Origin of the sequence: Hymenobacter cavernae (assembly GCF_014641455.1) — a bacterium.
GTDB classification, from domain to species: domain Bacteria; phylum Bacteroidota; class Bacteroidia; order Cytophagales; family Hymenobacteraceae; genus Hymenobacter; species Hymenobacter cavernae.
Genome location: NZ_BMHT01000002.1, coordinates 900,876 through 923,420 on the forward strand (window position 1 = coordinate 900,876; position 22,545 = coordinate 923,420).

Genomic DNA, 22,545 nt, shown 5'->3' on the forward strand with positions numbered 1-22,545 from the left:
TGTTATAGGCATTACGTACCTTTCTCCCATGAAAAAGAGTTTTCATCTGCTAACCGCCGCCTTGCTTTTAGGGCTAGGTCAAAACGCCGTGGCGCAAACCAGCGGGCCCGCCCAGACCATGTCGCAGCGCATGGCTGATGCCTTCATCAGCTGGCATCCGGATTCCATTCTCATCGGCAACCGCAAAACGGCCCGTTGGGATTATGAGCAAGGCCTGATGCTGAAAGCGTTGGAGCGAGTGTGGCAACGCACTGGCGACGCCAAGTACTACACGTATATTATAAAGGACATCGACCAGTTTGTGCGACCCGGCGGCGTTATCCGGACCTACAAGCTGGAAGATTACAACCTCGATAACCTGACTACCGGCCACGCGTTGCTGACTCTAGCTCAGGTATCGCAGGGCAGCCAGGCGGCGCAGGAGAAGTACAAGCTAGCTGCCCAAACGCTGCGCAAGCAGCTTGATGGCCAACCCCGCACCAAGGAAGGTGGCTTCTGGCACAAGAAAGTGTATCCGAACCAGATGTGGCTCGATGGCTTGTACATGGCCGAGCCGTTCTACGCTGAGTACAGCAAAGTCTTCAACCAGCCCGCGGGCTTCGATGATGTGGCGAAGCAGTTCGCGCTTATTGAGAAGCATCTGGTTGATCCCAAGACGGGCCTGCTCTACCACGGCTACGATGAAAGCAAAGAGCAGAAGTGGGCGAACAAGCAAACTGGCCAGTCGCCTAATTTCTGGGACCGGGGTATGGGCTGGTACGCTATGGCCCTCGTTGATGTGCTGGACTACTTCCCCGCCAATCATCCGCAACGTGCTCAGCTTATCAAAGATGTGCAGCGACTGGCACCCGTGCTAGCTAAGTACCAGGATGCTAAAACGGGTACCTGGTCGCTGGTAGTTGACCAGGCTACACGCAAAGGCAACTACGCCGAAGCGTCGGGCTCCAGCATGTTTGTGTACATGCTGGCAAAAGGCGTGCGCATGGGCTACCTCGACAAGAAGTACGCCGCCGTGGCGCAAAAAGGCTACGATGGCCTGCTGAAGACATTTGTAGCCACCGAGAACAACGCCCTGGCGTTCAATGGCACCGTGAGCGTGGGTGGCCTGGGTGGTAACCCTTACCGCGATGGCAGCTACGAGTATTACCTCAGCGAGCCACTGCGCAAGAACGACCTGAAAGGCGTAGGCCCGTTCATCCTGGCGAGCGTCGAGATGGAGATTGCCAAGGAGAACAACCTAGGTCAGAACAAGACCGTTGGGCTCGATTATTACTTCAACCACGAATTCCGCAAGAACCCCGTCACGGGTGAGCAGGAGCAATGGCACTACACCTGGGAAGAGCGGACGCACGGCGGCTTCTGGCTGTGGGGCAACCAGTTCCGGGAGCTAGGTGCCAAAACCATTTCCATTCCGACTGCGCCAACGGCGGCTTCGCTGAAAGGCGTGGACGTGTACATCATCGTGGACCCCGACTCCAAGAAGGAGAGCCCCAAACCTAACTTCGTGCAGGCCAACGACATCAAAGCCATTTCCGACTGGGTGAAGGCCGGTGGTACGCTCGTGATGATGGCCAATGATACCTCCAACTGCGAAATCCCGCACTTCAATGAGCTGGCTAAAGCATTCGGCCTCAGCTTCATTCCGAAGAGCCTGAACATGGTGCAGGGCAGCGAGTTCGAGCAGGGCCGCGTTGATATTCCGGCCGGTAACGCCGTCTTTAAACACACGAAAGCCGCCTACATCAAAGAGCTGGCTCCTATTAGCCTGCAAGGCAACACGGGTAAGGCGCTCGTCTCCAAAGGCAGCGACGTAATTATGGCTACGGCCAAAGTCGGTAAAGGAACCGTGTTCGTGGTCGGCGACCCGTGGCTGTATAACGAGTACACCGATGGCCGCAAGATTCCGGCCGTGTACGAGAACTTCAACGCCGGCAAAGACCTGGCTACCTGGCTGCTCCAGCAGAAAGCAGCCAAGTAAGTAGCCTCCCTATATAAAAACCTAGATCCCCATCTTCCTGCTTGCAGGAAAGTGGGGACCTAGGTTTTTATAGCAATACTTATAGCGAGAAAGCTAGCTTTAGCTAGGGTAAGAAACAGGATTTAGCTTACTCACTGGCTTGGAAGATTCGCGGATAATGAGCTCAGTCGGAATCTTGACTGTGCTGACAGGCGCTGCTTTCTGCTTCTGTTCAATCAGATCGATAAGCCGCTCCGCTGCTACCTGCCCGATTTCCTGTGCCGGCTGCACCACCGTGCTGAGGGAAGGCGACAGAAGGTCGGCCACGTTCAGGTTGGTGAAGCCGATGAGCGAAACGTCCTCCGGAATACCTAGGTGCCGTTGGCGCAAAGCGGTCAGGCAGCCGACCGCCAGCCGGTCGCTGGCCGTAAAGAAAGCATCGGGAGTTGGCGTCAGCGCCATCAGCTCGTCAACCATGGGGCCTACCTCATCCGGCCCGAAAGTTCCGTAGCGCACCAGCTGCTCGTCGTAAGGCAAGCCATATTGCTCCAAGGCAGCCCGGTAGCCCGCCAGCCGCTCCTGCGTGATTGATAGCCACGGCGGAATCGTCAGGTGTGCGATTCGCCGCCGACCACTCTTAATAAGGTGCTCGGTAGCCGCAAAAGCCCCCCCAAAGTTATCGGCTACCACTTGTGTTGCCTGTAGTTGGTGCGAAACCCGGTCGAAAAGCACAAGCGGCAGCCCTTTCTGCTGCACTTCTTTTAAGTGATCTACTTTCGACGTTTCGCTGGAAAGCGAGATGAGCAGGCCATCTACTTTCCGGTCCATCGACTGCTCAACGTTAGCTACTTCCCGCTCGTACGACTCGTGGCTTTGAAAGATAATGACATGGTAGCCACGATTGTAGGCGATTGCCTCAATGCCATTAATAGCTTGTGCAAAGAAGAAATTGGCAATCTGCGGGACAATGACCGCAATAGCCCGGCTGGCACTACCTTTCAAACTAAGCGCAATCGGGTTGGGCCGGTAATTGAAACGCTCGGCGCACTCCATTACCAGTCGCTTTGTCTCCGGGTTTATCTCGTAGCTGCCTCTCAACGCCCGCGAAACGGTAGAGGTTGAGATATTCAGCTCCCGGGCAATGTCTTTTATAGTGAAGTTGCTCAAGTGGCAGAATGTAGTAGACTAGAGAAAATGCAATAAACAAACGCGGTGCGTGGCCTATGCTCTTCGGCTGAACGCCTGAACGAAGCCCTAAATTCCACTTTTTTCTTCAATAAGCTTTTGGCGTGTGCTTGCATGGCAACGTTCCCGATAACGTTTGCAAGAATAAAAGCTGAAATATTCTTCCTTTTTACTTTCAGACGGACTAATCTTATCAACCGAAATCTTTATTTGTCGGTATTGGCACGCTGCTTGAGTTCTTCGAAACGTTTACAAACTACAACCGCCTCTATGTATCTCCGCCTCGTGGCTAGGTCCAATTACTGAAGCGAGAGCCACGGCGGATGCACAAGCTCATTGTTGACGCACCTCTACTGCTTATCTATCACGCGTTATCCTAGCGCTACTAGCCCGAAAATCTCACCCTATTTGCATCAGCCCCGGTTCAGCAAGCTAGCTTCTTAGCCAAGAACAATCCGAATCATACACACATCTATCCTAATAGATACCGAGGCCTTGCAGTAAATCAATTTAATTCAGTCCCACACCCTTCGTTTACTTTATGAAAAAACATTTATTACTGATGCTGTTGCTGTTGCAGGTTGCCCTGCTTGCTTCAGCACAACAGCGAGCCGTTCAGGGTATCGTCCGGTCGACGGAGAAAAACGAGGCCTTACCCGGCGTAACGGTCGTGGTAAAAGGCACAACTATCGGTGCGACCACCAACTCGGAGGGTATGTTCACCCTGTCTATCCCGGCCGGCGACGCTACACTACGCTTTAGCTACATCGGCTTTGTTTCCAAGGATGTTCCCGTTGGTGATAAGACCAAAATCGACGTAGAATTGTCACCCGATTCTAAGGCACTGGATGATGTTGTGGTAATTGGTTATCAGGCCGTAAACCGCCGCGATGTTACGGGTTCTGTATCTTCAGTTAGCGCTCAGCAGATCAAAGATATTCCGGTGAACTCGGCCGCGGAAGCCCTAACGGGCCGTTTGGCCGGTGTGCAACTCACCAGCGCTGAAGGCACCCCCGGCAACCAGAACGTGCAGGTGCGCGTGCGTGGCGGTGGTTCCGTTACGCAGGACAACTCGCCGCTTTACGTAGTAGACGGTATTCAGATTGAAAACGCATTGAGCGTAATTGCTCCTCAGGATATTGCCTCTGTTGATGTACTGAAAGATGCCTCCGCTACCGCCATTTACGGTGCTCGTGGCGCCAACGGTGTTGTAATTATCACCACGAAGAAGGGTGTTGAAGGAAAGACTGTTATCAGCTATAACGGTTTCGCTGGCTTCCGCCAGATCACGAATACCCTAGGTGTGCTGAAGCCAGATGACTACCTGAACTACCAATTCGAGCGTGCCCGCATTATTGGCACTGCTTCCAACGGCCTACCAACCTTTAAGAGTCTGTTTGGTAGCTCCAACTATATGAGCGATACGATCAGTGGACCAAATGGTGCCCGCAATGCTCCTTTCGTTGATTGGCAGGACAAAGTATTTGGCCGCAGCGCTTTCCAACAAACACACAACGTATCTATTGCAGGCGGTGTAAAAGGGACAACCTACTCGCTGAGCCTGACCCGCAACACCGAAGAAGGTATCCAGCGAGGTTCCGATTATACGCGTAACCTGGTGAACTTCCGCTTCGACACGAAAGCTACCTCGAAGCTGCGTGCTGGCCTGAACATGCGCTTCAACGACCAGGGTACAAACGGCGCCGGCACTTCTACCAGCGGCTCCAACACGACATCACGCCTACGGAATACGGTTCAATATCAGCCTCTGATTGTTCCTAAAGCGAACGGAACGGTTCTGGACCCAACAGCATTCGACCCAGAGTTCTTGCAGTACTCTTCGTTGTCTAACCCAATTGTTACGATTGATAACGAGTATCGCAACGAAAAGCGCCGCACCGTTAACATTGGCGCTAACGCTGCCCTTGATCTGGCAAAAGGCCTGACCTTCCGCTCAACGGCTGGCTTCGACATCACCAACATCGGCCTGAACACGTTCAATGGCCAGTACTCGCCTACGATCCGTCAGGCTTCAGGTGGCTACGCTGAGTTGCCCTTCGCTACTATCACGACTACCACGCAGAATACGCTCAACAACTCGAACGTGTTGGACTACAGCGTTACTAAAGGTGTGCATTCTATTGGCGTACTGCTAGGTGAAGAAATCTATCAGCAGCGTAACAATCAGCAGTACATCCAGACGAACTTTCTGCCGCTAGACATTACTGCGGAGCGTGCCTTGGCTAACATTAACCAAGGTGTACTGCCCGCTGGCCAGACGTCGCAGCCTGTACTGCCGCAGACCAGCATCCCGCAGGATTACCGTTTGCTGTCCGGCTTTGGCCGTCTGACGTACTCCTACGATGATAAGTACCTGTTTACGGGTACGTTCCGGGTCGATGGCTCTTCTAAATTCCCGAAGGGGAACAAAACCGGCATCTTCCCTGGCGCTTCGCTAGCGTGGCGTATCTCGCGTGAGAACTTCTTCAAAGATGTATCCGCTATATCAGACCTGAAGTTGCGCCTGAGCTACGGTGAGGCTGGTAATAACCGCATCAACGACTTCCTGTACGACCAGCTTTTCCAAGCTGGCAGCGCTCCATATGCGCTCAACCACAGCATCGTGAACGGATCGGCTCCGACCAGCTTGGCTAACCCCAACCTAAAGTGGGAATCAACGACTTCGCGTAACATCGGTATTGACGTGGCTTTGCTCGATAACCGTGTACAGTTCACGGCGGATGCCTACTACAACACAACCCACGATCTGCTACTCAACAAGCCGATCCCTGCCTTCCTAGGTTATACCTCGCAATTGCAGAATATCGGTGAAACTTCCAACCGTGGAGTAGAGCTTCAATTGACTGCTACAATTATCCAGAACAAGAACTTTACCTGGACGGCTACGGCAAACTCCTCGTTCAACCGCGGCCGTATTGAGAGCCTAGGTGGTGACCAGCGCGAAATTCCGGCTATTGCTTCCGGCTGGGCTGGTTCCGAAGCTAGGTTGATTCCTGACTATGTAGCGCGGGTTGGACAGCCTGTAGGACAGATGTACGGCTATATCACGGATGGTTTCCTGACTGCTGACGACTTCACGGGCTATACTCCTTCGACTACGGCCGGTGCACTTGGTAGCTGGACCCTAAACCCGGATAAAACATATGTGAATGCCTCAGGGGTAACTGGTGAATCCACGCCGCGTCCGGGCCTGATCAAGCTCAAAGACCTGAACGGTGACAATACCATTGATGACAATGACCGCACGGTTATCGGCAACGCCAACCCGAAAGCAGTAGGCGGTTTGAACCAGCAGTTCACGTTCAAGAACTTCGATGCCAGCATCTTCCTCAACTTCGTGTTGGGCAATGACGTCTACAACGCCAACAAAATCGAGTTTACATCGAACACGGCTAACACTTCGTTCAGCAACCTACTCGACGTTATGAGCGACCGTTACCGTATCTTGGAAGCTGATGGCAGCGAGATTACCTCACTGGAACGTCTGCGTCAGGTAAACCAAGGGGCTAAAATCTGGACGCCTACTCGAAACTACTTCTTGCACTCGTGGGCCGTAGAAGATGGTTCGTTCCTGCGCGTAAACAACGTAACCCTAGGTTACACGCTACCCAAGACGTTGACTTCGCGTGCCAAGATTTCGAGCCTGCGCTTCTACGTGACGGCCAGCAATCTGTACACCTTCACTAAGTACACGGGCTACGACCCCGAGGTGAATACCCGTCGCAATTCGCCGCTCACCCCAGGCGTTGATTATGCTGCTTATCCACGCAGCCGCGCCTTCCTCTTCGGCGTGAATCTTTCTCTCTAACTTCTATTCGGATCTCGATCTTATATATGAAATCGTTTCTTCCCTTCCGAGCCACCGTCGTTGCCCTAGCAATAGCTAGCTCCGCTGGCCTGGTGTCTTCTTGCAAGGACTATCTCGAGGTGGAGCCAGTGGCTCTGAATACGACCGCTTATACCTTCAGCACAGTAGCGGGTGCAACATCCGCTGTTATCGGTGCCTACGATCCACTCTCCGGTGACCAAGGTTATGGCACTCGATTGAGCATGTACTTCCCTTACGATACCGATGAGATGATCGGTTCATCGGGGGCTGCTGACGGCGGGCGCCGCAGTATCGCACGCTACAGCGCTCTTGCTACCAACTCCGAAATTAACAACCCTTGGAACCAGTTGTATCAGGGGGTCGAGCGCACGAATATTTGCATTCAGCAGATTCCGCAAATGGCTGCCTATACCACTGGATCAGCGGCCGATACCGCGGCGCTGCACCGTCTGCACGGCGAAGCGCTGACACTGCGGGCACAGTATCTCTTCGAGCTTGTGCGTAACTGGGGTGATGTACCGGTGCAGTACACCCCATCCGTATCTGGACAGGATTTCAACTTGCCCAATATTGACCGCAATGAGACGCTGTCGCATATAATTGATGATCTGCTACAAGCTGAGAAGCTCGTGCCGTGGCGCTCACGTGCTGGTACGGCTAGCGAGCGTATTACTAAAGGTGCAGTAAAAGCGTTGCGCGCTCGGATTGCCCTGTTCCGTGGAGGCTACTCATTGAAGGGTAGACAGATGGTCCGTCCGTCCGATTACTTGGACTACTACCGAATTGCCCGCCAGGAGTGCGTCGATATGATGACGCCAACTGCCCGGACGGAACATAAGCTGAATACCACTTTTAAAGAGGTGTTCCAAAGCATCAACGAACTACGTCCGGAACCTGCCAACGAAATCATGTTCCAGGTGGGTATGGCTACGGCCACGGTTGCTTCAGGTAGTAAGTTAGGTTATTACAACGGCCCACGTCTGCGGAATGCGACGGGTACGTATGGCTCTACGCAGGGCGCTGTTACAATTGCGCCGCCTTACTTCTACGCCTTCGACTCGACCGATACACGTCGTGACATCACGATTACCACGTACGAAATAGGTGCTACCAGCAACTTCCAATCGGGTGTAGCTTTGAATGCTATAACCGACGGTAAGTTCCGCCGCGACTGGCACACGCCTGCTGTAACCGGCTCCGTTAACTACCTAGATTACAACTGGCCTATCATTCGCTACGCCGACGTGCTGCTCATGTTTGCCGAAGCTGAGAACGAGCTGAACGGTCCGACGCAGGCTGCTCAGGATGCTTTGATGGAAGTACGCACTCGTGCTTACGCCGGAAACCGTAGCCGAGCTATGCTGACTCTGACGCAAGCAGGCTTCAACCTGAGCGGCAAAGAAGACTTCTTCAAGACTCTGGTGAACGAACGTTACCTAGAGTTCGGTAGTGAAGGAATTCGTAAGTACGACCTGTTGCGTTGGAACCTGTTGGATGCCAAGCTGACCGAAGTGAAAGCCAACATCGAGAAGATGGCCAAAGGCGAAGCACCGTACCAGAATGTACCGCTGTATATGTACTATCGGACGCCTAGTGCCAGCCCCTTACAGTGGAGCCGCTCATTCTTCCGGCCTTCACCCACTAACACGACTGCACCTAGCGGTACTACGCGCGTGAACTGGCGGCAGGCGATTGATGCACAATATGTTGCGAACACAAAGCCTGTAAATACGGTGTACAAACTTACTCCAACGGCAACTCAGGTCATAAGTGTTGCTTCGGGTCTGGCTGCCGAATACGTGCCTGGCAAGGGCAAAGAGTTGCTGCCTATTCCGCAGGCTACGCTCAGCTCCGATCCGGCGCTGGTACAAAACGAAGGCTACTAAAGCAAACAGCTGGACTGAGCTACGGAATATTGCCATTGGCAATATTCCGTAGCTCAGTCAGTAACAGTTCGAAACTTTATTTCTCATGACTCCTGCTTCAACCGACTTCTTTCTGCAAGACGATGCGCAACCCTGGCAAACCGTAGGCGAGGGTATCCGGCGCAAGGTGCTTACCTACGAGGCTAGCCTGATGCTGGTGAAAGTGTCTTTTGAAGCTGGTAGCGTTGGAGCCTTGCACCAGCATGTGCATACCCAGATGAGCTACGTTGAGAGTGGCGTTTTTGAAGTGGTAGTCGGTGATGAGCAACGAGCACTGAAAGCTGGTGACACTTTCTATGCACCGTCCAACGTCTGGCACGGAGTATTTTGTCAGGAAGCAGGTGTATTATTAGATGTATTCACGCCCATGCGCGAAGATTTCGTGTAACCTATTAGCCTTACTGGCCTCACGCATGAAGCGATTTTGGTATTTATTGATCTTGTCGTTGAGCCTGACAGTGGGAGCTTCTCCCATTGCTCAGGCTCAACAAGTTATTGTGGCATCGGATGGTTCGGGTGCATTCCGGACTATTCAGGAAGCCGTTAACAGCTTGCCCGCTCAATCGACGCAGTTGCGGACCATCTTCATCAAGAATGGCACCTACCGCGAGAAGGTGTTTATTGATGGTAAAAACAACCTAGCTCTTAAAGGAGAAAGCGAAAAAGGGGTAATTTTAACCAATGCACAAGCGCGCGACGCCTGGTACTGCGACCCCCAGTCGCACGCCAATGACTGGGGTGTGGCGACGCTGAACATGCGCAACAGCCCCGATGTGACACTGGAAAACCTGTCCGTCATTAACAGCTACGGCTTTGACGCAACGGGTGAAGTAACTATCGATTGCCCGACCGCTTCCGGCGGTAAAAAAATGATCAGCAAGACTGGGCACCAAATGGCGCTTCGGACGATGCCGGGCACGATCCGCCTCATTGTTCGCCATTGTACGTTTCGGGCCCTAGGTGGCGACACGGTAAGCCCCTGGGACGTGGAAGCCGGCTTGTATTACTTCATCGACTGCACCATGGAAGGAGGCGTCGATTTTTATTGCCCGCGTGGCTGGGCTTACGCAGAGAACTGCCGCTTTATCTGCCACAGCCAAGAGGCCGCTATTTGGCACGATGGCTCGGGCAACAAAGACGAAAAGACGGTATTGAAGAACTGCACCTTCGAAGGTGATGACAACTTCAAGCTAGGTCGCTTTCATCGGGAGTCTCAGTTGTACTTAATTAACTGCCGCTTCCCGAAGAACATGGCCGACGCTGATATTTACCAGGCGAAGTCCGGGCCCGGAACTCCGCTTTGGGGAAGACGCGTGTACTACTATAATTGCCGCCGCAAAGGCGGGGATTATGCGTGGCACAAAGACAACCTAGCTACAGCGGCTGATGCACCTAGCCCTAAGCAAATCACGGCGAACTGGACATTTGGCGGCCGCTGGAATATTGACAAGAAAGCAGTAGCCCTAGCTGCTCCTGTTCCCGTGGCAGTAGTTAAAGATTCAGTTGCCGAGCGCATGTTAATCTTTCAGCGCGGTGTGGGCGGTTGGCCTAAAGCCATTGATGGGGTAAAAGTAAGCTATGAGCATACGCTTAGTGTGGCTGAAAAAGTGAATGCCCGTAAAGAGTCGAGCCATCCCGATGCCACCATCGACAACAACGCTACCACCCGCGAAATCCGCTATTTACTGGCGGCGGCTCATCGCACCGGCAACATGACTTACCGCAACGCGGCGGAAAACGGAATTCGCTACCTGTTGAAGATGCAGTACCCGAATGGCGGCTTTCCGCAATACTATCCTGATCACAGTTTATACCGGCACCAGATCACCTACAACGACAACGCGATGCTACGCGCTTTGCAGATTTTGCGCGACCTAGTGGAGCAAAAAGGTGATTTTACGCTGGTTGATCAGGCATTGGTACCGCAGGCAAAGCTAGCGGTGGAGCGTGGCATTGATTGCATTCTAAAGACACAGTACATGCAGAATGGTAAGCTCACTGCTTGGTGTGCGCAGCATGATGAGAAAACGCTCCTACCAGCTAAAGCACGCGCTTTTGAGCTAGCTTCCCTCAGCGGCGATGAAACCGTGGAGATTGTGAAGTTTCTGATAGATGTTGATAATCCCTCAACAGAGGTCCGAAAATCGATTGACAGCGCAGTGGCGTGGCTCAATGAAGTGAAGATTTCAGGCTATACCGTCAAAGACATCAAAGACCCAAGTCAGCCCACGGGGCGCGACCGAGTGATGGTACCCGAAGCAGGTTCTACCATTTGGGCCCGCTTCTATGATCTGGAAACCAACAAACCCATCTATGTGGGGCGGAATTCGGAAAAGAAAAATACTTTAGCCGAAATAGAGAATGAACGGCGCGCCGGCTATCTCTACCTAGGTACCTGGCCCGAGAAACTGCTGACCAAAGATTATCCGGCCTGGCAGCAAAAATGGGGAAAAGGCAGCAGTAAATTATAACCAAAGCACAAGCGTAAGATCACAAAATGAAGCACTTATCTCGCTCTCTTGAGGCTAGCCTAACCGAGGCGCCCGTGGCATTGCCGGAGGAAAAACTATTCGACCTGCCCGAAAAAGTAATTCAGTTCGGTACCGGCGTACTACTGCGCGGCTTGCCGGACTTTCTCATTGACAAGGCCAACCGCCAAGGTATTTTCAACGGCCGCATCGTTGTGGTGAAATCGACCGACGGAGGCGATATTGAGGCCTTTAATCGGCAGGATGGCATGTACACGGTTTGCATCCGGGGTATCGAAGATGGACAAACCATAAATGAAAATGTCGTTTGCTCGTCTATTAGCCGTGTGCTATCGGCGAAAAGCCAGTGGAATGAAATCCTGAAGTGCGCGGCTAACCCCGATTTGCAGGTTGTAATTTCTAATACCACGGAGGTCGGCATTCAGCTCGTGCCCGACGATATTCATCAGGCGCCGCCACAATCGTTTCCCGGCAAGCTCCTCGCTTTCCTGTATGCTCGCTTTCAGGCTTTTAAAGGCGATAAGTCGAAGGGCTTGGTTATCGTGCCGACGGAGCTTATTCCCGAAAACGGCAGCAAGTTGGAGGCTATCCTGCTGGAGCTTGCGCACCGCAATGGGCTCGAAAGCGAGTTTATGGATTGGCTGGAAGCTGCCAATACCTGCTGTAACTCGCTGGTCGACCGCATTGTACCGGGTAAGCCCGATGCCGCTACCTACCGCACCATCACCGAGCAGCTAGGTTACGAAGACGACCTGCTGACGATGTCGGAGGCTTTCCTGCTGTGGGCCATTCAGGGCGATGAGCGGGTGAAATCAATCTTGTCGTTTCAGGAGGTCGATAAGGGGGTTGTGGTGCAGCCAGACATCAATCTGTTTCGCGAGCTGAAGTTGCGTTTGCTCAACGGCACGCACACGCTAAGCTGTGGCCTAGCTTTCCTGAGCGGCTTCGAAGCGGTGCGCGCTGCCATGGAAGATGACACGTTGGGTACTTTTATCAGCAATCTGATGTTAGCTGATTTGCTGCCTGGTATTCCGTATCCGGTGGATGAAAAAGTGGCGCAACGCTTTGGCTTGCAGGTGATGGACCGTTTCCGCAACCCCTTCGTGGAGCACCGCTGGATTGCCATCACCATGCAATACACCATGAAGATGCAGATGCGCAATATTCCTACTCTGATGCACTACTACAAGCGCTTCAATGCGGTGCCGGAGTGCATGGCCCTAGGTTTTGCGGCCTATCTGCTATTTATGAAAGGTACTGAGCAGCGCGACAATATGTGGTATGGCCAGGCGAACGGGGCCGAGTATCCTATTCAGGATGAAAAGGCGGGCTATTTTGCTGACCTTTGGGCGCGCCTCAACTCCGACGAGCTAGCCACTACCGTACTGCAAAATCAAACCCTCTGGGGGCATGATCTGACCCAGCTACCCGGCTTCGGCAAGCAGGTAAGTGACTACCTGCAAAAGATGCTGGAAGCAGGTGCATACCCGACAGTAGCAGCATATTTCAACAAAAAGGTTCTTGCTAAGTAAATGAAACATTTAGTAGCCAAGATTCACCCCGACGATAACGTACTGGTGGCTCTGACCGATTTGCCGATCGGCACACCCGTAACGTGGGATGGAACGACCGTGACCACCACGGAAAAAATACCCGCTAAGCACAAGCTAGCTTTGCAGCCGCTGCAACCCGGCGACTCCGTAACGATGTACGGCGTACTGGTAGGCAAGGCGCGGCACGCCATTCAGCTAGGTGGCTTGCTGACGACAGCCAATATTCAGCACGCGACTAACAGCTACGACGAGCACCAGGAGAAGCGCCGCAGCTGGACCGCGCCCAACGTGGACTACTGGCAGCAGCAAACCTTCATGGGCTTCCACCGCTCCGATGGCCGCGTAGGCACGGCCAACTACTGGCTTGTGATTCCGCTGGTGTTCTGCGAAAACCGCAACATTCAGGTGCTGGAAGAAGCGCTGGTGAATGACCTAGGCTATGCTCGGCGCAAAAGCTACCAGCCCCAAACTCAGGAGCTGATTTCGCTGATGCAGTCGGGCAAAACAGTAGAAGAGATTCTGGAAACCGACCTGCGCAGCGCTGATAATAATGCTGCCAGACCTAGGTTGTTCCCGAATGTCGACGGTATTCGTTTCCTCTCGCACGAAGGCGGCTGCGGCGGTATTCGCCAAGACGCCCAGACGCTCTGCGGCCTACTGGCCGGCTACATCACGCACCCGAACGTAGCCGGTGCTACCGTGCTGAGCCTAGGTTGCCAGAATGCTCAGGTGAGCATGTTGCAGGATGAAATCAAGAAGCGCAGCCCTAACTTCGACAAGCCGCTCTACATTCTGGAGCAGCAGAAAATCGGGACCGAGGAAGCGCTGGTAAGTCAGGCCTTGCGGCAGACGTTTGCTGGCTTGATGCTGGCTGATAAGTGCGAGCGACAGCCTGCTCCGCTCAGCAAGCTGACAATTGGCTTGGAATGTGGCGGCTCGGATGGTTTCTCGGGCATCTCCGCTAATCCCGCTGTTGGGCACGTATCCGATTTGATGGTAGCCCTAGGTGGTTCCGTAATTCTGGCGGAGTTCCCCGAGCTGTGCGGCGTAGAGCAAGAGCTGGTAGACCGCAGCGTAGACAGCGAAACGGCTGAACGCTTCAGCAGCCTAATGAAAGCCTATGGCGACAGCGCTATTGCCGTTGGTTCCGGCTTTGATATGAATCCTTCGCCGGGTAACATCCGCGACGGTCTGATTACGGACGCTATGAAGTCGGCAGGAGCGGCCCGGAAGGGTGGCTCGTCGCCGGTGGTAGCCGTGCTGGATTATCCGGAACTGGTTACGAAGCCAGGTCTGAACCTTCTTTGCACGCCTGGCAACGACGTGGAATCGACAACGGCAGAAGTAGGCTCGGGCGCTAACATCGTGCTGTTCACGACGGGCCTAGGTACACCGACCGGCAACCCGATTGTGCCGGTGGTGAAGATTTCCAGCAACACGGCCTTGGCGAAGCGCATGCCTGATATCATTGATGTGAACACCGGTACTGTTATCGATGGGGAAGAAACCATTGAGCAAGCCGGACAGCGCATCCTGGAATATGTCGCACGAGTAGCTAGTGGCGAAGAAGTTAGCGCCGTGCGCCACGGCCAGACTGACTTTATTCCTTGGAAACGGGGCGTGTCGTTGTAATATCCCAGCTTCAAATAGCCATATTGCAGGAGACTACGGGGAAGCAATTGCCACGCAAGCTCCTACCTTTCTACCCAAGAGCGAAGGAGGAGCTTCGCCCCTAATTTTACTTATCATGAAGAAGCCTTTTTTGAACGAGGACTTCCTGCTACAGACCGATACGGCCCAGCAACTCTACCATGAGTTTGCTAAGCAGATGCCCATCATCGATTATCACTGCCACCTTCCTCCTGATCAGATTGCGCAGGACCGACAGTTTGAAAATATCACGCAGATCTGGCTCTATGGCGACCACTACAAGTGGCGCGCCATGCGGGCAAACGGGGTAGACGAGCGCTACATCACCGGTGACGCTTCCGACTGGGAGAAGTTCGAGAAGTGGGCGCAGACGGTGCCTTACACCATGCGTAACCCGCTGTATCACTGGACGCATCTAGAGTTACAGCGCTACTTTGGTATCACGGAGCTGCTAGATGGCAACAGTGCCCGCCGCATCTACGATGCCTGCAACGAGAAGCTGAGCACGCCGGAGTTTTCGGTGCGCAATCTGCTGCTGAAGATGAAGGTAGAAACCGTCTGCACGACCGACGATCCGGCTGATTCCTTGGAGCATCATCACGCTATTGCCGCTGATTCGTTCGGCGTGCGTGTGTTGCCGACGTTCCGGCCTGATAAGGCTATGGCGGTTGAAGACCCGGCGGTTTACAACGAGTACCTGGATAAGCTAGCTGCCTCGGCCAGCGTAGAAATCCATACCTATGGAAATCTGCTGACGGCTTTGCAGCGCCGTCATGACTACTTCGCGAAGCTAGGTTGCCGCTTGTCGGACCACGGTTTGGAGCAGATTTATGCCGTCGATTATACTGATGACGAAGTCAGCAGCATCTTTGAAAAAGTTCGCGGTGGCCACGCCCTGAATCACGAAGAGATTCTGAAGTTCAAGTCGGCTATTCTCATTGCGCTGGCTGAAATGGACTGGGATAAGGGTTGGACGCAGCAGTTCCACCTAGGTGCCTTGCGCAACAATAACTCGCGTGCGCTACGGCAGCTAGGTCCTGACACTGGTTGGGATTCGATTGGTGACTTCCCCCAAGGCCGTGCTTTGTCCACGTTCCTGGATCGTCTCGATTCGCAGGATCGTCTCGCCAAAACTATCATCTACAATCTGAACCCTGCCGATAACGATTTGATAGCTACCATGATTGGTAACTTCAACGACGGCTCGGTGGCAGGTAAGGTGCAGTTTGGCTCGGGCTGGTGGTTCCTTGACCAAAAGCTAGGTATGGAGAACCAGATGAATTCTCTCTCGAACATGGGTCTGCTGAGCCGCTTTGTGGGCATGCTCACCGATTCGCGCAGCTTCCTTTCCTACCCGCGCCACGAGTACTTCCGTCGGGTGCTGTGCAACCTCTTCGGCAACGACGTGGAAAACGGTGAATTGCCCGACGATCTAGCTTGGATCGGTCAGATTATCCAGAACATTTCTTACGGCAATGCCAAGGCCTACTTTGGTTTTGAGAATGAAGCAAGTGGTAACGTTCGGCGAAATCATGATGCGGCTGTCGCCACCGCTGAATTACCGATTCATACAAACGGATAATCTTGAAATAACCTACGGCGGCGGCGACGCCAACGTAGCGGCATCGTTGGCGCGGCTGGGCATCCCAGCCACCCACGTTACCTGTTTCCCCGATAATGAGCTAGGCCAGGCGGCTGCTCAGTCCTTTCAAAAGCTAGGTGTCGACATGTCGCACACCGTGTTTCGTGGCGAGCGGCTGGGGCTTTACTTCTTGGAAGTAGGCGCTTCGATGCGGGCCAGCAAAATCGTGTACGACCGCTTCAACTCGGCTTTTGCGAACCTGCAACCGGAGTGGCTGGACTGGAAAGAAATCCTGAAAGACGCGCAATGGTTTCACTGGACTGGCATCACGGCCGCGGTGTCCGACACAGCTGCCCAGGCCTGCCGCGACGCTATCAAGGTTGCTCGCAAGCTAGGTATCACGGTTTCGGCCGACGTCAACTACCGGCGTAACCTTTGGCAATACGGACAAAAAGCGCAGGATGTAATGCCCGAACTAGTTGAAGGCTGCGATGTAATTGTGTGTACTGAGGGCGATGCCGACGACTTGTTCGGTATCAAAGCGGAAGCCGGAGCGGAGAATCGTTTTGTATCGGTAGCGCAGCAACTGGTAAAACGATTTCCGCAAGTCAAGCAAGTCATTGCGACGAACCGGGAAACGCTCAGTGCTTCTCACAACCGATTGACGGGCATTCTCTTTAACGGTCAGAATTACCTGGAAACGCCCGCCTACGATATCGTGCCGATTGTGGACCGGATCGGCGGCGGCGATGCATTTATTGCCGGGTTTATCTATGGTTCGTTAACTTACCCCACCGAACAGGAGGCGTTAACCTTTGCGGTAGCGGCTTCGGCTCTTAAGCATACCATTCACGGCGACGTCAACCTGGCGACTGTTGCCGAAGTGGAGCAGGTTGTAGGCGGCGATACCTCCGGTCGACTGCTGCGGTAATTACTTAACAATCAAATCAAATGGCTCGATTTTCCCCTGCTGATGCCTTCTCGGCCGTCATGCAGTTTCCGATAGTCCCGGTGTTCTACCACGCTGATGTTGCTTATGCCAAGCGCATTGTGCAGGCTTGCTACGCGGGCGGCCTTCGGGTATTTGAATTCACGAACCGGGGAGAGAAGGCCTTTGAAGTTTTCTCGGCGCTGCAATCGTTTGTAGCCGAGCAGTGCCCGGACATGCTGCTAGGTATTGGCACCATCTACAAAGCCGAGGATGCCGAGCGCTTCATTGCTGCCGGCGCTGACTTTATGGTGCAGCCTCTGGCCACGGCGGAAGTAGCCGCCGTCTGCCGGCAACACAACGTGCCGTGGCTACCCGGCGCCATGACGCCCACCGAGATTTACAATGCAACCGAACAAGGTGCGGCTATTGTGAAGATCTTCCCCGGCAACATGGTCGGACCTGGCTACATCAAAGCGTTGCGCGGCCCGATGCCGAACATCCCGCTGATGGTAACCGGTGGCGTTGAGCCGACGAATGAAAGCCTGGCTGATTGGTTTGGAGCTGGTGTGAACGTGGTAGGTATGGGGTCGCAGCTCTTCAAAAATGCGGACGATACAGAAGCTTTCAGCGCCAACATTGCCAAGCTCATGCAGTTCGTCAACACGCTGAAAAAATAACGCTGCTCCTAGCCCGCAGCGTTGGTGCTGAGGGCTAGCTTCGCTGTAAGTCCCGCTCACCTATTTCACGACCGACTTTGATGACTCCATCTTCACCTGTCGCCACGTCCACTACTATTGGCAAATACCGCTGGACGATCTGTTCACTGGTGTTTTTTGCCACTACGGTTAACTACCTGGACAGGGCCGTCATCTCTTTGCTGAAGCCCTATCTGGAAACTGAGTTTCATTGGAACTCAGGTGACTACGCCAACATCGAAATAGCATTTAAGCTAGCTTACTCGGTTGGTATGTTGGGCGTAGGCCGAATCATCGACAAGCTCGGGACCAAGATCGGGTATGCTATGTCGACGTTCCTTTGGAGCCTGGCTGCTATTGGTCACGCGTTTGTGAGCAGCACGTTTGGCTTTGGAGTAGCGCGCGCTTTCCTGGGCATCACAGAAGCCGGCAACTTCCCAGCCGCTATCAAAACCACGGCTGAGTGGTTTCCGCAGAAGGAAAGGGCCTTAGCAACCGGTATTTTCAACTCGGGCTCTAATGTGGGTGCAATCATTGCGCCGCTGACAGTTCCGCTTATCGCTGAAACGATTGGCTGGCAGTGGGCTTTCATTATCACAGGTGCCCTAGGTTTCGTTTGGCTTGTTCTGTGGTTCATGTACTATGAAGTGCCAGCCCGCCATGCCAAACTTACCGAAGCCGAGTTTAAGTACATCCACAGTGATGTGGATGATCTGGCGGCAGTCTCCATCGAGACGAAGCCCAAAGTTTCCTGGTTTAAGTTGTTGAGCTTCCGCCAAACGTGGGCGTTTGTGCTGGGCAAGTTCATCACCGATCCAATCTGGTGGTTTTATCTGTTCTGGTTGCCCGACTTCTTGAGCAAGCAATATGGTCTAAAGGGTACTGACATTGCTATGCCAGTGGCGGTGGTTTACATCCTATCCAGTATTGGTAGCGTAGGTGGCGGCTGGATTCCGCTGAACTTCATCCGGAACGGCTGGCCTGCTTTCAAGGCCCGTAAAACCTCGATGCTGCTTATTGCGCTGTGCGTATTCCCAATTGTGTTTGCGCAATACCTAGGTCAGATCAACATGTGGCTGGCGGTGCTGGTAATCGGTATTGCGGCGGCGGCGCACCAGGCCTGGAGCGCCAACATCTTCACGACGGTTTCTGATATGTTCCCCAACCGGGCAGTGGCTTCCGTCACGGGTATTGGCGGTATGGCTGGTGGCCTAGGTGGTATTCTGCTATCGGCGCTGGTACAGAAGCAGATGTTCGTGTATTATGAAAGCATCAATCAGCTGGATAAGGCGTACTTTATCATGTTCCTGATCTGCGGTGGCGCTTACCTGTTCGCTTGGGTTATCATGCACTTCCTGGTGCCACGGATGAAGCCAATAGACCTAGATGAAGCCTAATTGTCACCTAGCTCTTCTTTCTCCTATGAAAAAACTATTGTTGCTGCTGGTGGTGGGGCTACTCGTACTGCCAGCTTTCACCTTCGCCCAAACCAAAAAAGACCAAGCCGCTGTGAAAGAAGTAGAAGCACTAGAGCGTCAGCGCTTTGAGGCACAAGTGAAGAAGGATTATGCCGTCTTGGAAAAAGTGTTTGGCGACGACTTGGTTTACACCCACTCCGATGGCCACCAGGACACGAAGACGAGCTACATTCAGTCGATCCGCGACGGCAAGAGCCAGTATGGCAAGATTGACATCGAAGCCTTGAACGTGCGCGCCTATAATGACGGCAACACGGCCGTTGTCAATGGTACGATTGTCATCACCTCGCCGCCCAAACCGGACGGCTCGACGAGTCCGTCGCGCCTGAAGTATGTGGTGGTGCAGATCAAGGATGTAAAGAAAGGCTGGCAGGTAGTACTGTGGCAGTCGCAGAAGCAAGCACAGTAGAACGTGTGCTTAGCGTCATCTCGACGCAACAGAATAGAAGGGTCTTGTTGGCAGAGTGAGCACAATGGTGCACTAGCCACAAGGCCCTTTGCTATAGTCCGTAAGTGAACTAACGCTAAAATTTCCCTATGAGCACGAACCCCGATAACGCCTTAGCACAGCCGGTTGGTACCACCTTGGAGCGCTACATCATGCGCAAGCAGAGCGAGTTTGCGTATGCCACCGGTGAGCTTTCGCAGCTGCTGCGCGACATTGCGCTGGCCGGAAAAATCATCAACCGTGAGGTGAATCGGGCGGGACTTTCGGAGCTGAAGGGGGCTTTCGGCACCGAAAACGTGCAGGGCGAGCAGCAGCAGAAGCTAGATGTTGTCGCTAACATTCGCTTTATCCGGGCGCTTAAGAACGGCGGACAGGCCTGCGCTATTCTCTCGGAAGAGGAAGATGAAATCATCCAAACGGGGAACAACCAGGGAAGATACGTGGTGGCAATGGACCCGCTTGATGGTTCGGCCAACATTGACGTGAACGTGCCAATCGGAACGATCTTCTCGATCTACCGGCGGATTACGCCCGTTGGCACGCCCGCTACCAAAGACGATTTCCTGCAAGGTGGACGCAAGCAGATTGCGGCCGGCTACGTGCTGTATGGCTCCAGCACTATGCTGGTTTACACGACCGGGCACGGGGTGGTCGGCTTCACCTACGAGCACTCACTAGGCGAATTCTTCCTTTCGCACCCCGACCTGCTTATTCCGCAGAACGGAAAGATTTTCTCCTGCAACGAAGGGCACTGGTTTGACTACCCCGAGTACGTGCGCACGTACCTGATGGAGTGCAAGCGTAAGGGCTATACCGGGCGCTACGTAGGCTCTTTGGTGGCCGATTATCATCGTAGCCTGCTGATGGGCGGCATCTATCTGTATCCGCCTACGAAGAAGAAACCCCAGGGCAAGTTGCGCCTGCTCTACGAATGCTACCCCCTGGCTTTCCTTATTGAACAGGCAGGCGGCGCCGCCGTAGCGGATGCTAACGGTACACCTATACTTGATATCGTCGCAACCGATTGCCACCAGCGTAGTGCGCTAGTCATCGGCTCGACTAATATGGTGAAGGAAATAGCAGCCAGCGCAACGGCAACAGCGAAGCTTTCCTGAAGCTGGCACCACCAACTTAGGTTCTGCACAAAAGCAAGAAAGAGGCACCTGCAATAGGTGCCTCTTTCTTGCTTTTGTGCAGATAGCTTAGCGCCGCAGATCAAGCGGACTATTAGATCTTGTCTGGCAACAGGAGCGATTCTTCGAAGTTGCCCAGAATGGGTTTGTCGCCTTCCGTTACGGCTTCCACCAGCAGCGCGCCGCCTACGAAAGCGCCTTTCCAGGACTCACCCAGGCCGCCAAACACTTCCTCCCGGTCGCCGCGCGAGCGGAGCTTATTGATGCCAACCTTGAAGGCGCGAACTTCCTTGGCGGTGCGGCGGGCTAGCTGCTCATCGTCGCTGGCAATGGCCGACACGAGGGCGCCGTTCGAGATGTTCATTTCGCCTACCAGCTCTTCTACGCGGTCGACCAGCACGATGGAGTCGATAGGGCCGAAGGGCTCTTTGAAGTACAGCTCGCTTTGGCGCGGCAGGTTCACCAAGGCCCGCGGCGCCACGTACGACCAACGGTTCTGGCCGGGCAGGAAAAGGTTGTCGTCGAGCTTGCCTTCCAGCAGCGGCGTCGCGCCGGTTTTCAGCGCATTCTCATACAAGCGGTTGAGGTCGGCGGCCTGGTTGGAGTTGATGACGGGGCCAAAAGCTAGGTCGGGGAGCTGATCACCGGGGTTATCCACGAGGGTGGGGTTGCCTACCTTCAACGAGTGCATCACATTCCAGTAGGTTTCCAGGAATTGCGGGAAAAGGTCACGCTGCACCACAAAGCGCACGTAGGCCGTGCAGCGCTGCTTGCCGTAGTCGTAGCCTTTTTTGAGCTGGTCACCTAGGGTCTGCCAGTCCGAGAAGTTCCAGATGCCATAGGTGTTCACGCCTTCCATCTCCAGCATGTAGCGCTTGTGCTTCGAGGCCAGCGCATCGGCGATGTTGCGGCCATTGTAGCGGCCACCCACGAAGCTCAAGCAGTCGACGTGGTCGTCTTTCACCAGCACGTCGCTGAGTTCTCCGCCGGGGCCGCTCACCAGCGTCACGGGCAAGCCACTGCGCCGAGCGAGGGCAAAAGCTAGGCTCAGCGAGATAAAGCCGCCGTCAGTTGGGGTTTTGGCAATCACGGAGTTACCGCACAGCACCTGCACCAATACCGCGTGCATCAGCACCGACATCGGGTAGTTCCAGGAGGCAATATTGCTCACAAGGCCGAGCGGCTTGCGCTTATCCAGCATGCCTTCAATATTATCCACGTACCACTGCACGCCATCGATGCAGCGGTCGATGTCGGTGAAACCTAGCTTGTAGGTTTTGCCGATTTCCCATATGAGCAGCTTGCCAATCAGCTCCACGTGTTGGCGCAGCAGATCCAAGCAGTCCTGAACGCGCTGCTTTCGCTCGTCGAGGTCCGTGCCGGCCCAGCTCGCGGCTTCTCCTTTGGCAAACCGTACGGCGCGCAACGCGAGGTCGCGGTTCAGCATGGGCAGGCCGCCGAGTATAGTGCCATCAACCGGCGAGATAAACTCGCGGGGCGTGCCCGAGCACTGCCACTGGCCTTCCAGCAGGTTCAGAAAACGACCCTGCTGATCGAATATTTCAGGGGCAATCTGCTTCACCTGCGCCAGCAGGCCGAAGAACTCAACTTGAGGAGAAATGATCTTGGGCATGAGAAATGAAATGTTGGGAGCAAACCAATACTGTTG

15 protein-coding genes are annotated in these 22,545 nt (G+C 54.0%); 13 read left to right on the top strand and 2 right to left on the bottom strand.

Annotation, left to right across the window (positions count from 1 at the left end; translation table 11 throughout):
• Positions 1–28: 28 nt before the first annotated feature.
• Positions 29–1,978: a glycoside hydrolase family 88/105 protein gene (locus tag IEX74_RS08075; protein WP_188812904.1), complete on the top strand. Its 1,950-nt coding sequence runs from the start codon at positions 29–31 to the stop codon at positions 1,976–1,978.
• Positions 1,979–2,077: 99 nt separating this feature from the next.
• Here the strand turns inward: IEX74_RS08075 and IEX74_RS08080 are convergent, their stop codons facing one another.
• Complete coding sequence (locus tag IEX74_RS08080; RefSeq protein ID WP_188812906.1) at positions 2,078–3,124, bottom strand: LacI family DNA-binding transcriptional regulator; 1,047 nt, start codon at positions 3,122–3,124, stop codon at positions 2,078–2,080.
• A gap of 559 nt (positions 3,125–3,683) precedes the next feature.
• On the opposite strand from IEX74_RS08080, the gene IEX74_RS08085 reads away from it, so the two are divergent.
• The 12 genes from IEX74_RS08085 (at position 3,684) to fbp (ending at position 20,858) form a co-directional block, all read left to right on the top strand.
• Entirely contained in the window at positions 3,684–6,971 is a 3,288-nt protein-coding gene (locus tag IEX74_RS08085) for a SusC/RagA family TonB-linked outer membrane protein (protein WP_188812908.1), read from the top strand.
• Between the two features lie 26 nt (positions 6,972–6,997).
• Positions 6,998–8,878, top strand: a complete 1,881-nt coding sequence (locus tag IEX74_RS08090) for a RagB/SusD family nutrient uptake outer membrane protein (RefSeq protein ID WP_188812910.1) — start codon at positions 6,998–7,000, stop codon at positions 8,876–8,878.
• A gap of 85 nt (positions 8,879–8,963) precedes the next feature.
• Entirely contained in the window at positions 8,964–9,305 is a 342-nt protein-coding gene (locus tag IEX74_RS08095; RefSeq protein WP_188812913.1) for a cupin domain-containing protein, read from the top strand.
• A gap of 25 nt (positions 9,306–9,330) precedes the next feature.
• A complete protein-coding gene (gene pelA / locus IEX74_RS23160; protein ID WP_229755152.1) occupies positions 9,331–11,388 on the top strand; it encodes a pectate lyase in 2,058 nt (685 codons plus the stop codon).
• A gap of 26 nt (positions 11,389–11,414) precedes the next feature.
• Positions 11,415–12,938, top strand: a complete 1,524-nt coding sequence (locus IEX74_RS08110) for a tagaturonate reductase (RefSeq protein ID WP_188812915.1) — start codon at positions 11,415–11,417, stop codon at positions 12,936–12,938.
• Positions 12,939–14,591, top strand: a complete 1,653-nt coding sequence (locus IEX74_RS08115; protein WP_188812917.1) for a UxaA family hydrolase — start codon at positions 12,939–12,941, stop codon at positions 14,589–14,591.
• A gap of 115 nt (positions 14,592–14,706) precedes the next feature.
• Positions 14,707–16,191 carry a glucuronate isomerase gene (uxaC, locus tag IEX74_RS08120; protein WP_188812919.1) on the top strand — a complete coding sequence of 495 codons (1,485 nt, stop codon included), beginning with the start codon at positions 14,707–14,709 and terminating at the stop codon, positions 16,189–16,191.
• Entirely contained in the window at positions 16,112–17,122 is a 1,011-nt protein-coding gene (locus tag IEX74_RS08125; protein WP_188812921.1) for a sugar kinase, read from the top strand. The genes uxaC and IEX74_RS08125 overlap by 80 nt, the downstream gene beginning before the upstream one ends.
• A gap of 20 nt (positions 17,123–17,142) precedes the next feature.
• Positions 17,143–17,799, top strand: a complete 657-nt coding sequence (locus tag IEX74_RS08130) for a beta/alpha barrel domain-containing protein (RefSeq protein ID WP_188812923.1) — start codon at positions 17,143–17,145, stop codon at positions 17,797–17,799.
• An 80-nt stretch (positions 17,800–17,879) separates the two neighbouring features.
• Positions 17,880–19,214 carry an MFS transporter gene (locus tag IEX74_RS08135; protein WP_188812925.1) on the top strand — a complete coding sequence of 445 codons (1,335 nt, stop codon included), beginning with the start codon at positions 17,880–17,882 and terminating at the stop codon, positions 19,212–19,214.
• A gap of 25 nt (positions 19,215–19,239) precedes the next feature.
• Entirely contained in the window at positions 19,240–19,704 is a 465-nt protein-coding gene (locus IEX74_RS08140; protein ID WP_188812927.1) for a nuclear transport factor 2 family protein, read from the top strand.
• Positions 19,705–19,832: 128 nt separating this feature from the next.
• On the top strand, positions 19,833–20,858 hold the full coding sequence (gene fbp / locus IEX74_RS08145; RefSeq protein ID WP_188812929.1) for a class 1 fructose-bisphosphatase: 1,026 nt from the start codon (positions 19,833–19,835) through the stop codon (positions 20,856–20,858).
• Positions 20,859–20,970: 112 nt separating this feature from the next.
• On the opposite strand, the gene IEX74_RS08150 is transcribed toward fbp, so the two are convergent.
• Positions 20,971–22,509: an aldehyde dehydrogenase family protein gene (locus IEX74_RS08150; protein WP_188812931.1), complete on the bottom strand. Its 1,539-nt coding sequence runs from the start codon at positions 22,507–22,509 to the stop codon at positions 20,971–20,973.
• Between the last annotated feature and the right edge of the window lie 36 nt (positions 22,510–22,545).

Coding starts and splice junctions, on each gene's coding strand:
- IEX74_RS08075 (WP_188812904.1), top strand. CDS start 29: ATGAAAAAGAGTTTTCATCTGCTAACCGCCGCCTTGCTTTTAGGGCTA.
- IEX74_RS08085 (WP_188812908.1), top strand. CDS start 3,684: ATGAAAAAACATTTATTACTGATGCTGTTGCTGTTGCAGGTTGCCCTG.
- IEX74_RS08090 (WP_188812910.1), top strand. CDS start 6,998: ATGAAATCGTTTCTTCCCTTCCGAGCCACCGTCGTTGCCCTAGCAATA.
- IEX74_RS08095 (WP_188812913.1), top strand. CDS start 8,964: ATGACTCCTGCTTCAACCGACTTCTTTCTGCAAGACGATGCGCAACCC.
- pelA (WP_229755152.1), top strand. CDS start 9,331: ATGAAGCGATTTTGGTATTTATTGATCTTGTCGTTGAGCCTGACAGTG.
- IEX74_RS08110 (WP_188812915.1), top strand. CDS start 11,415: ATGAAGCACTTATCTCGCTCTCTTGAGGCTAGCCTAACCGAGGCGCCC.
- IEX74_RS08115 (WP_188812917.1), top strand. CDS start 12,939: ATGAAACATTTAGTAGCCAAGATTCACCCCGACGATAACGTACTGGTG.
- uxaC (WP_188812919.1), top strand. CDS start 14,707: ATGAAGAAGCCTTTTTTGAACGAGGACTTCCTGCTACAGACCGATACG.
- IEX74_RS08125 (WP_188812921.1), top strand. CDS start 16,112: ATGAAGCAAGTGGTAACGTTCGGCGAAATCATGATGCGGCTGTCGCCA.
- IEX74_RS08130 (WP_188812923.1), top strand. CDS start 17,143: ATGGCTCGATTTTCCCCTGCTGATGCCTTCTCGGCCGTCATGCAGTTT.
- IEX74_RS08135 (WP_188812925.1), top strand. CDS start 17,880: ATGACTCCATCTTCACCTGTCGCCACGTCCACTACTATTGGCAAATAC.
- IEX74_RS08140 (WP_188812927.1), top strand. CDS start 19,240: ATGAAAAAACTATTGTTGCTGCTGGTGGTGGGGCTACTCGTACTGCCA.
- fbp (WP_188812929.1), top strand. CDS start 19,833: ATGAGCACGAACCCCGATAACGCCTTAGCACAGCCGGTTGGTACCACC.
- IEX74_RS08150 (WP_188812931.1), bottom strand. CDS start 22,509: ATGCCCAAGATCATTTCTCCTCAAGTTGAGTTCTTCGGCCTGCTGGCG.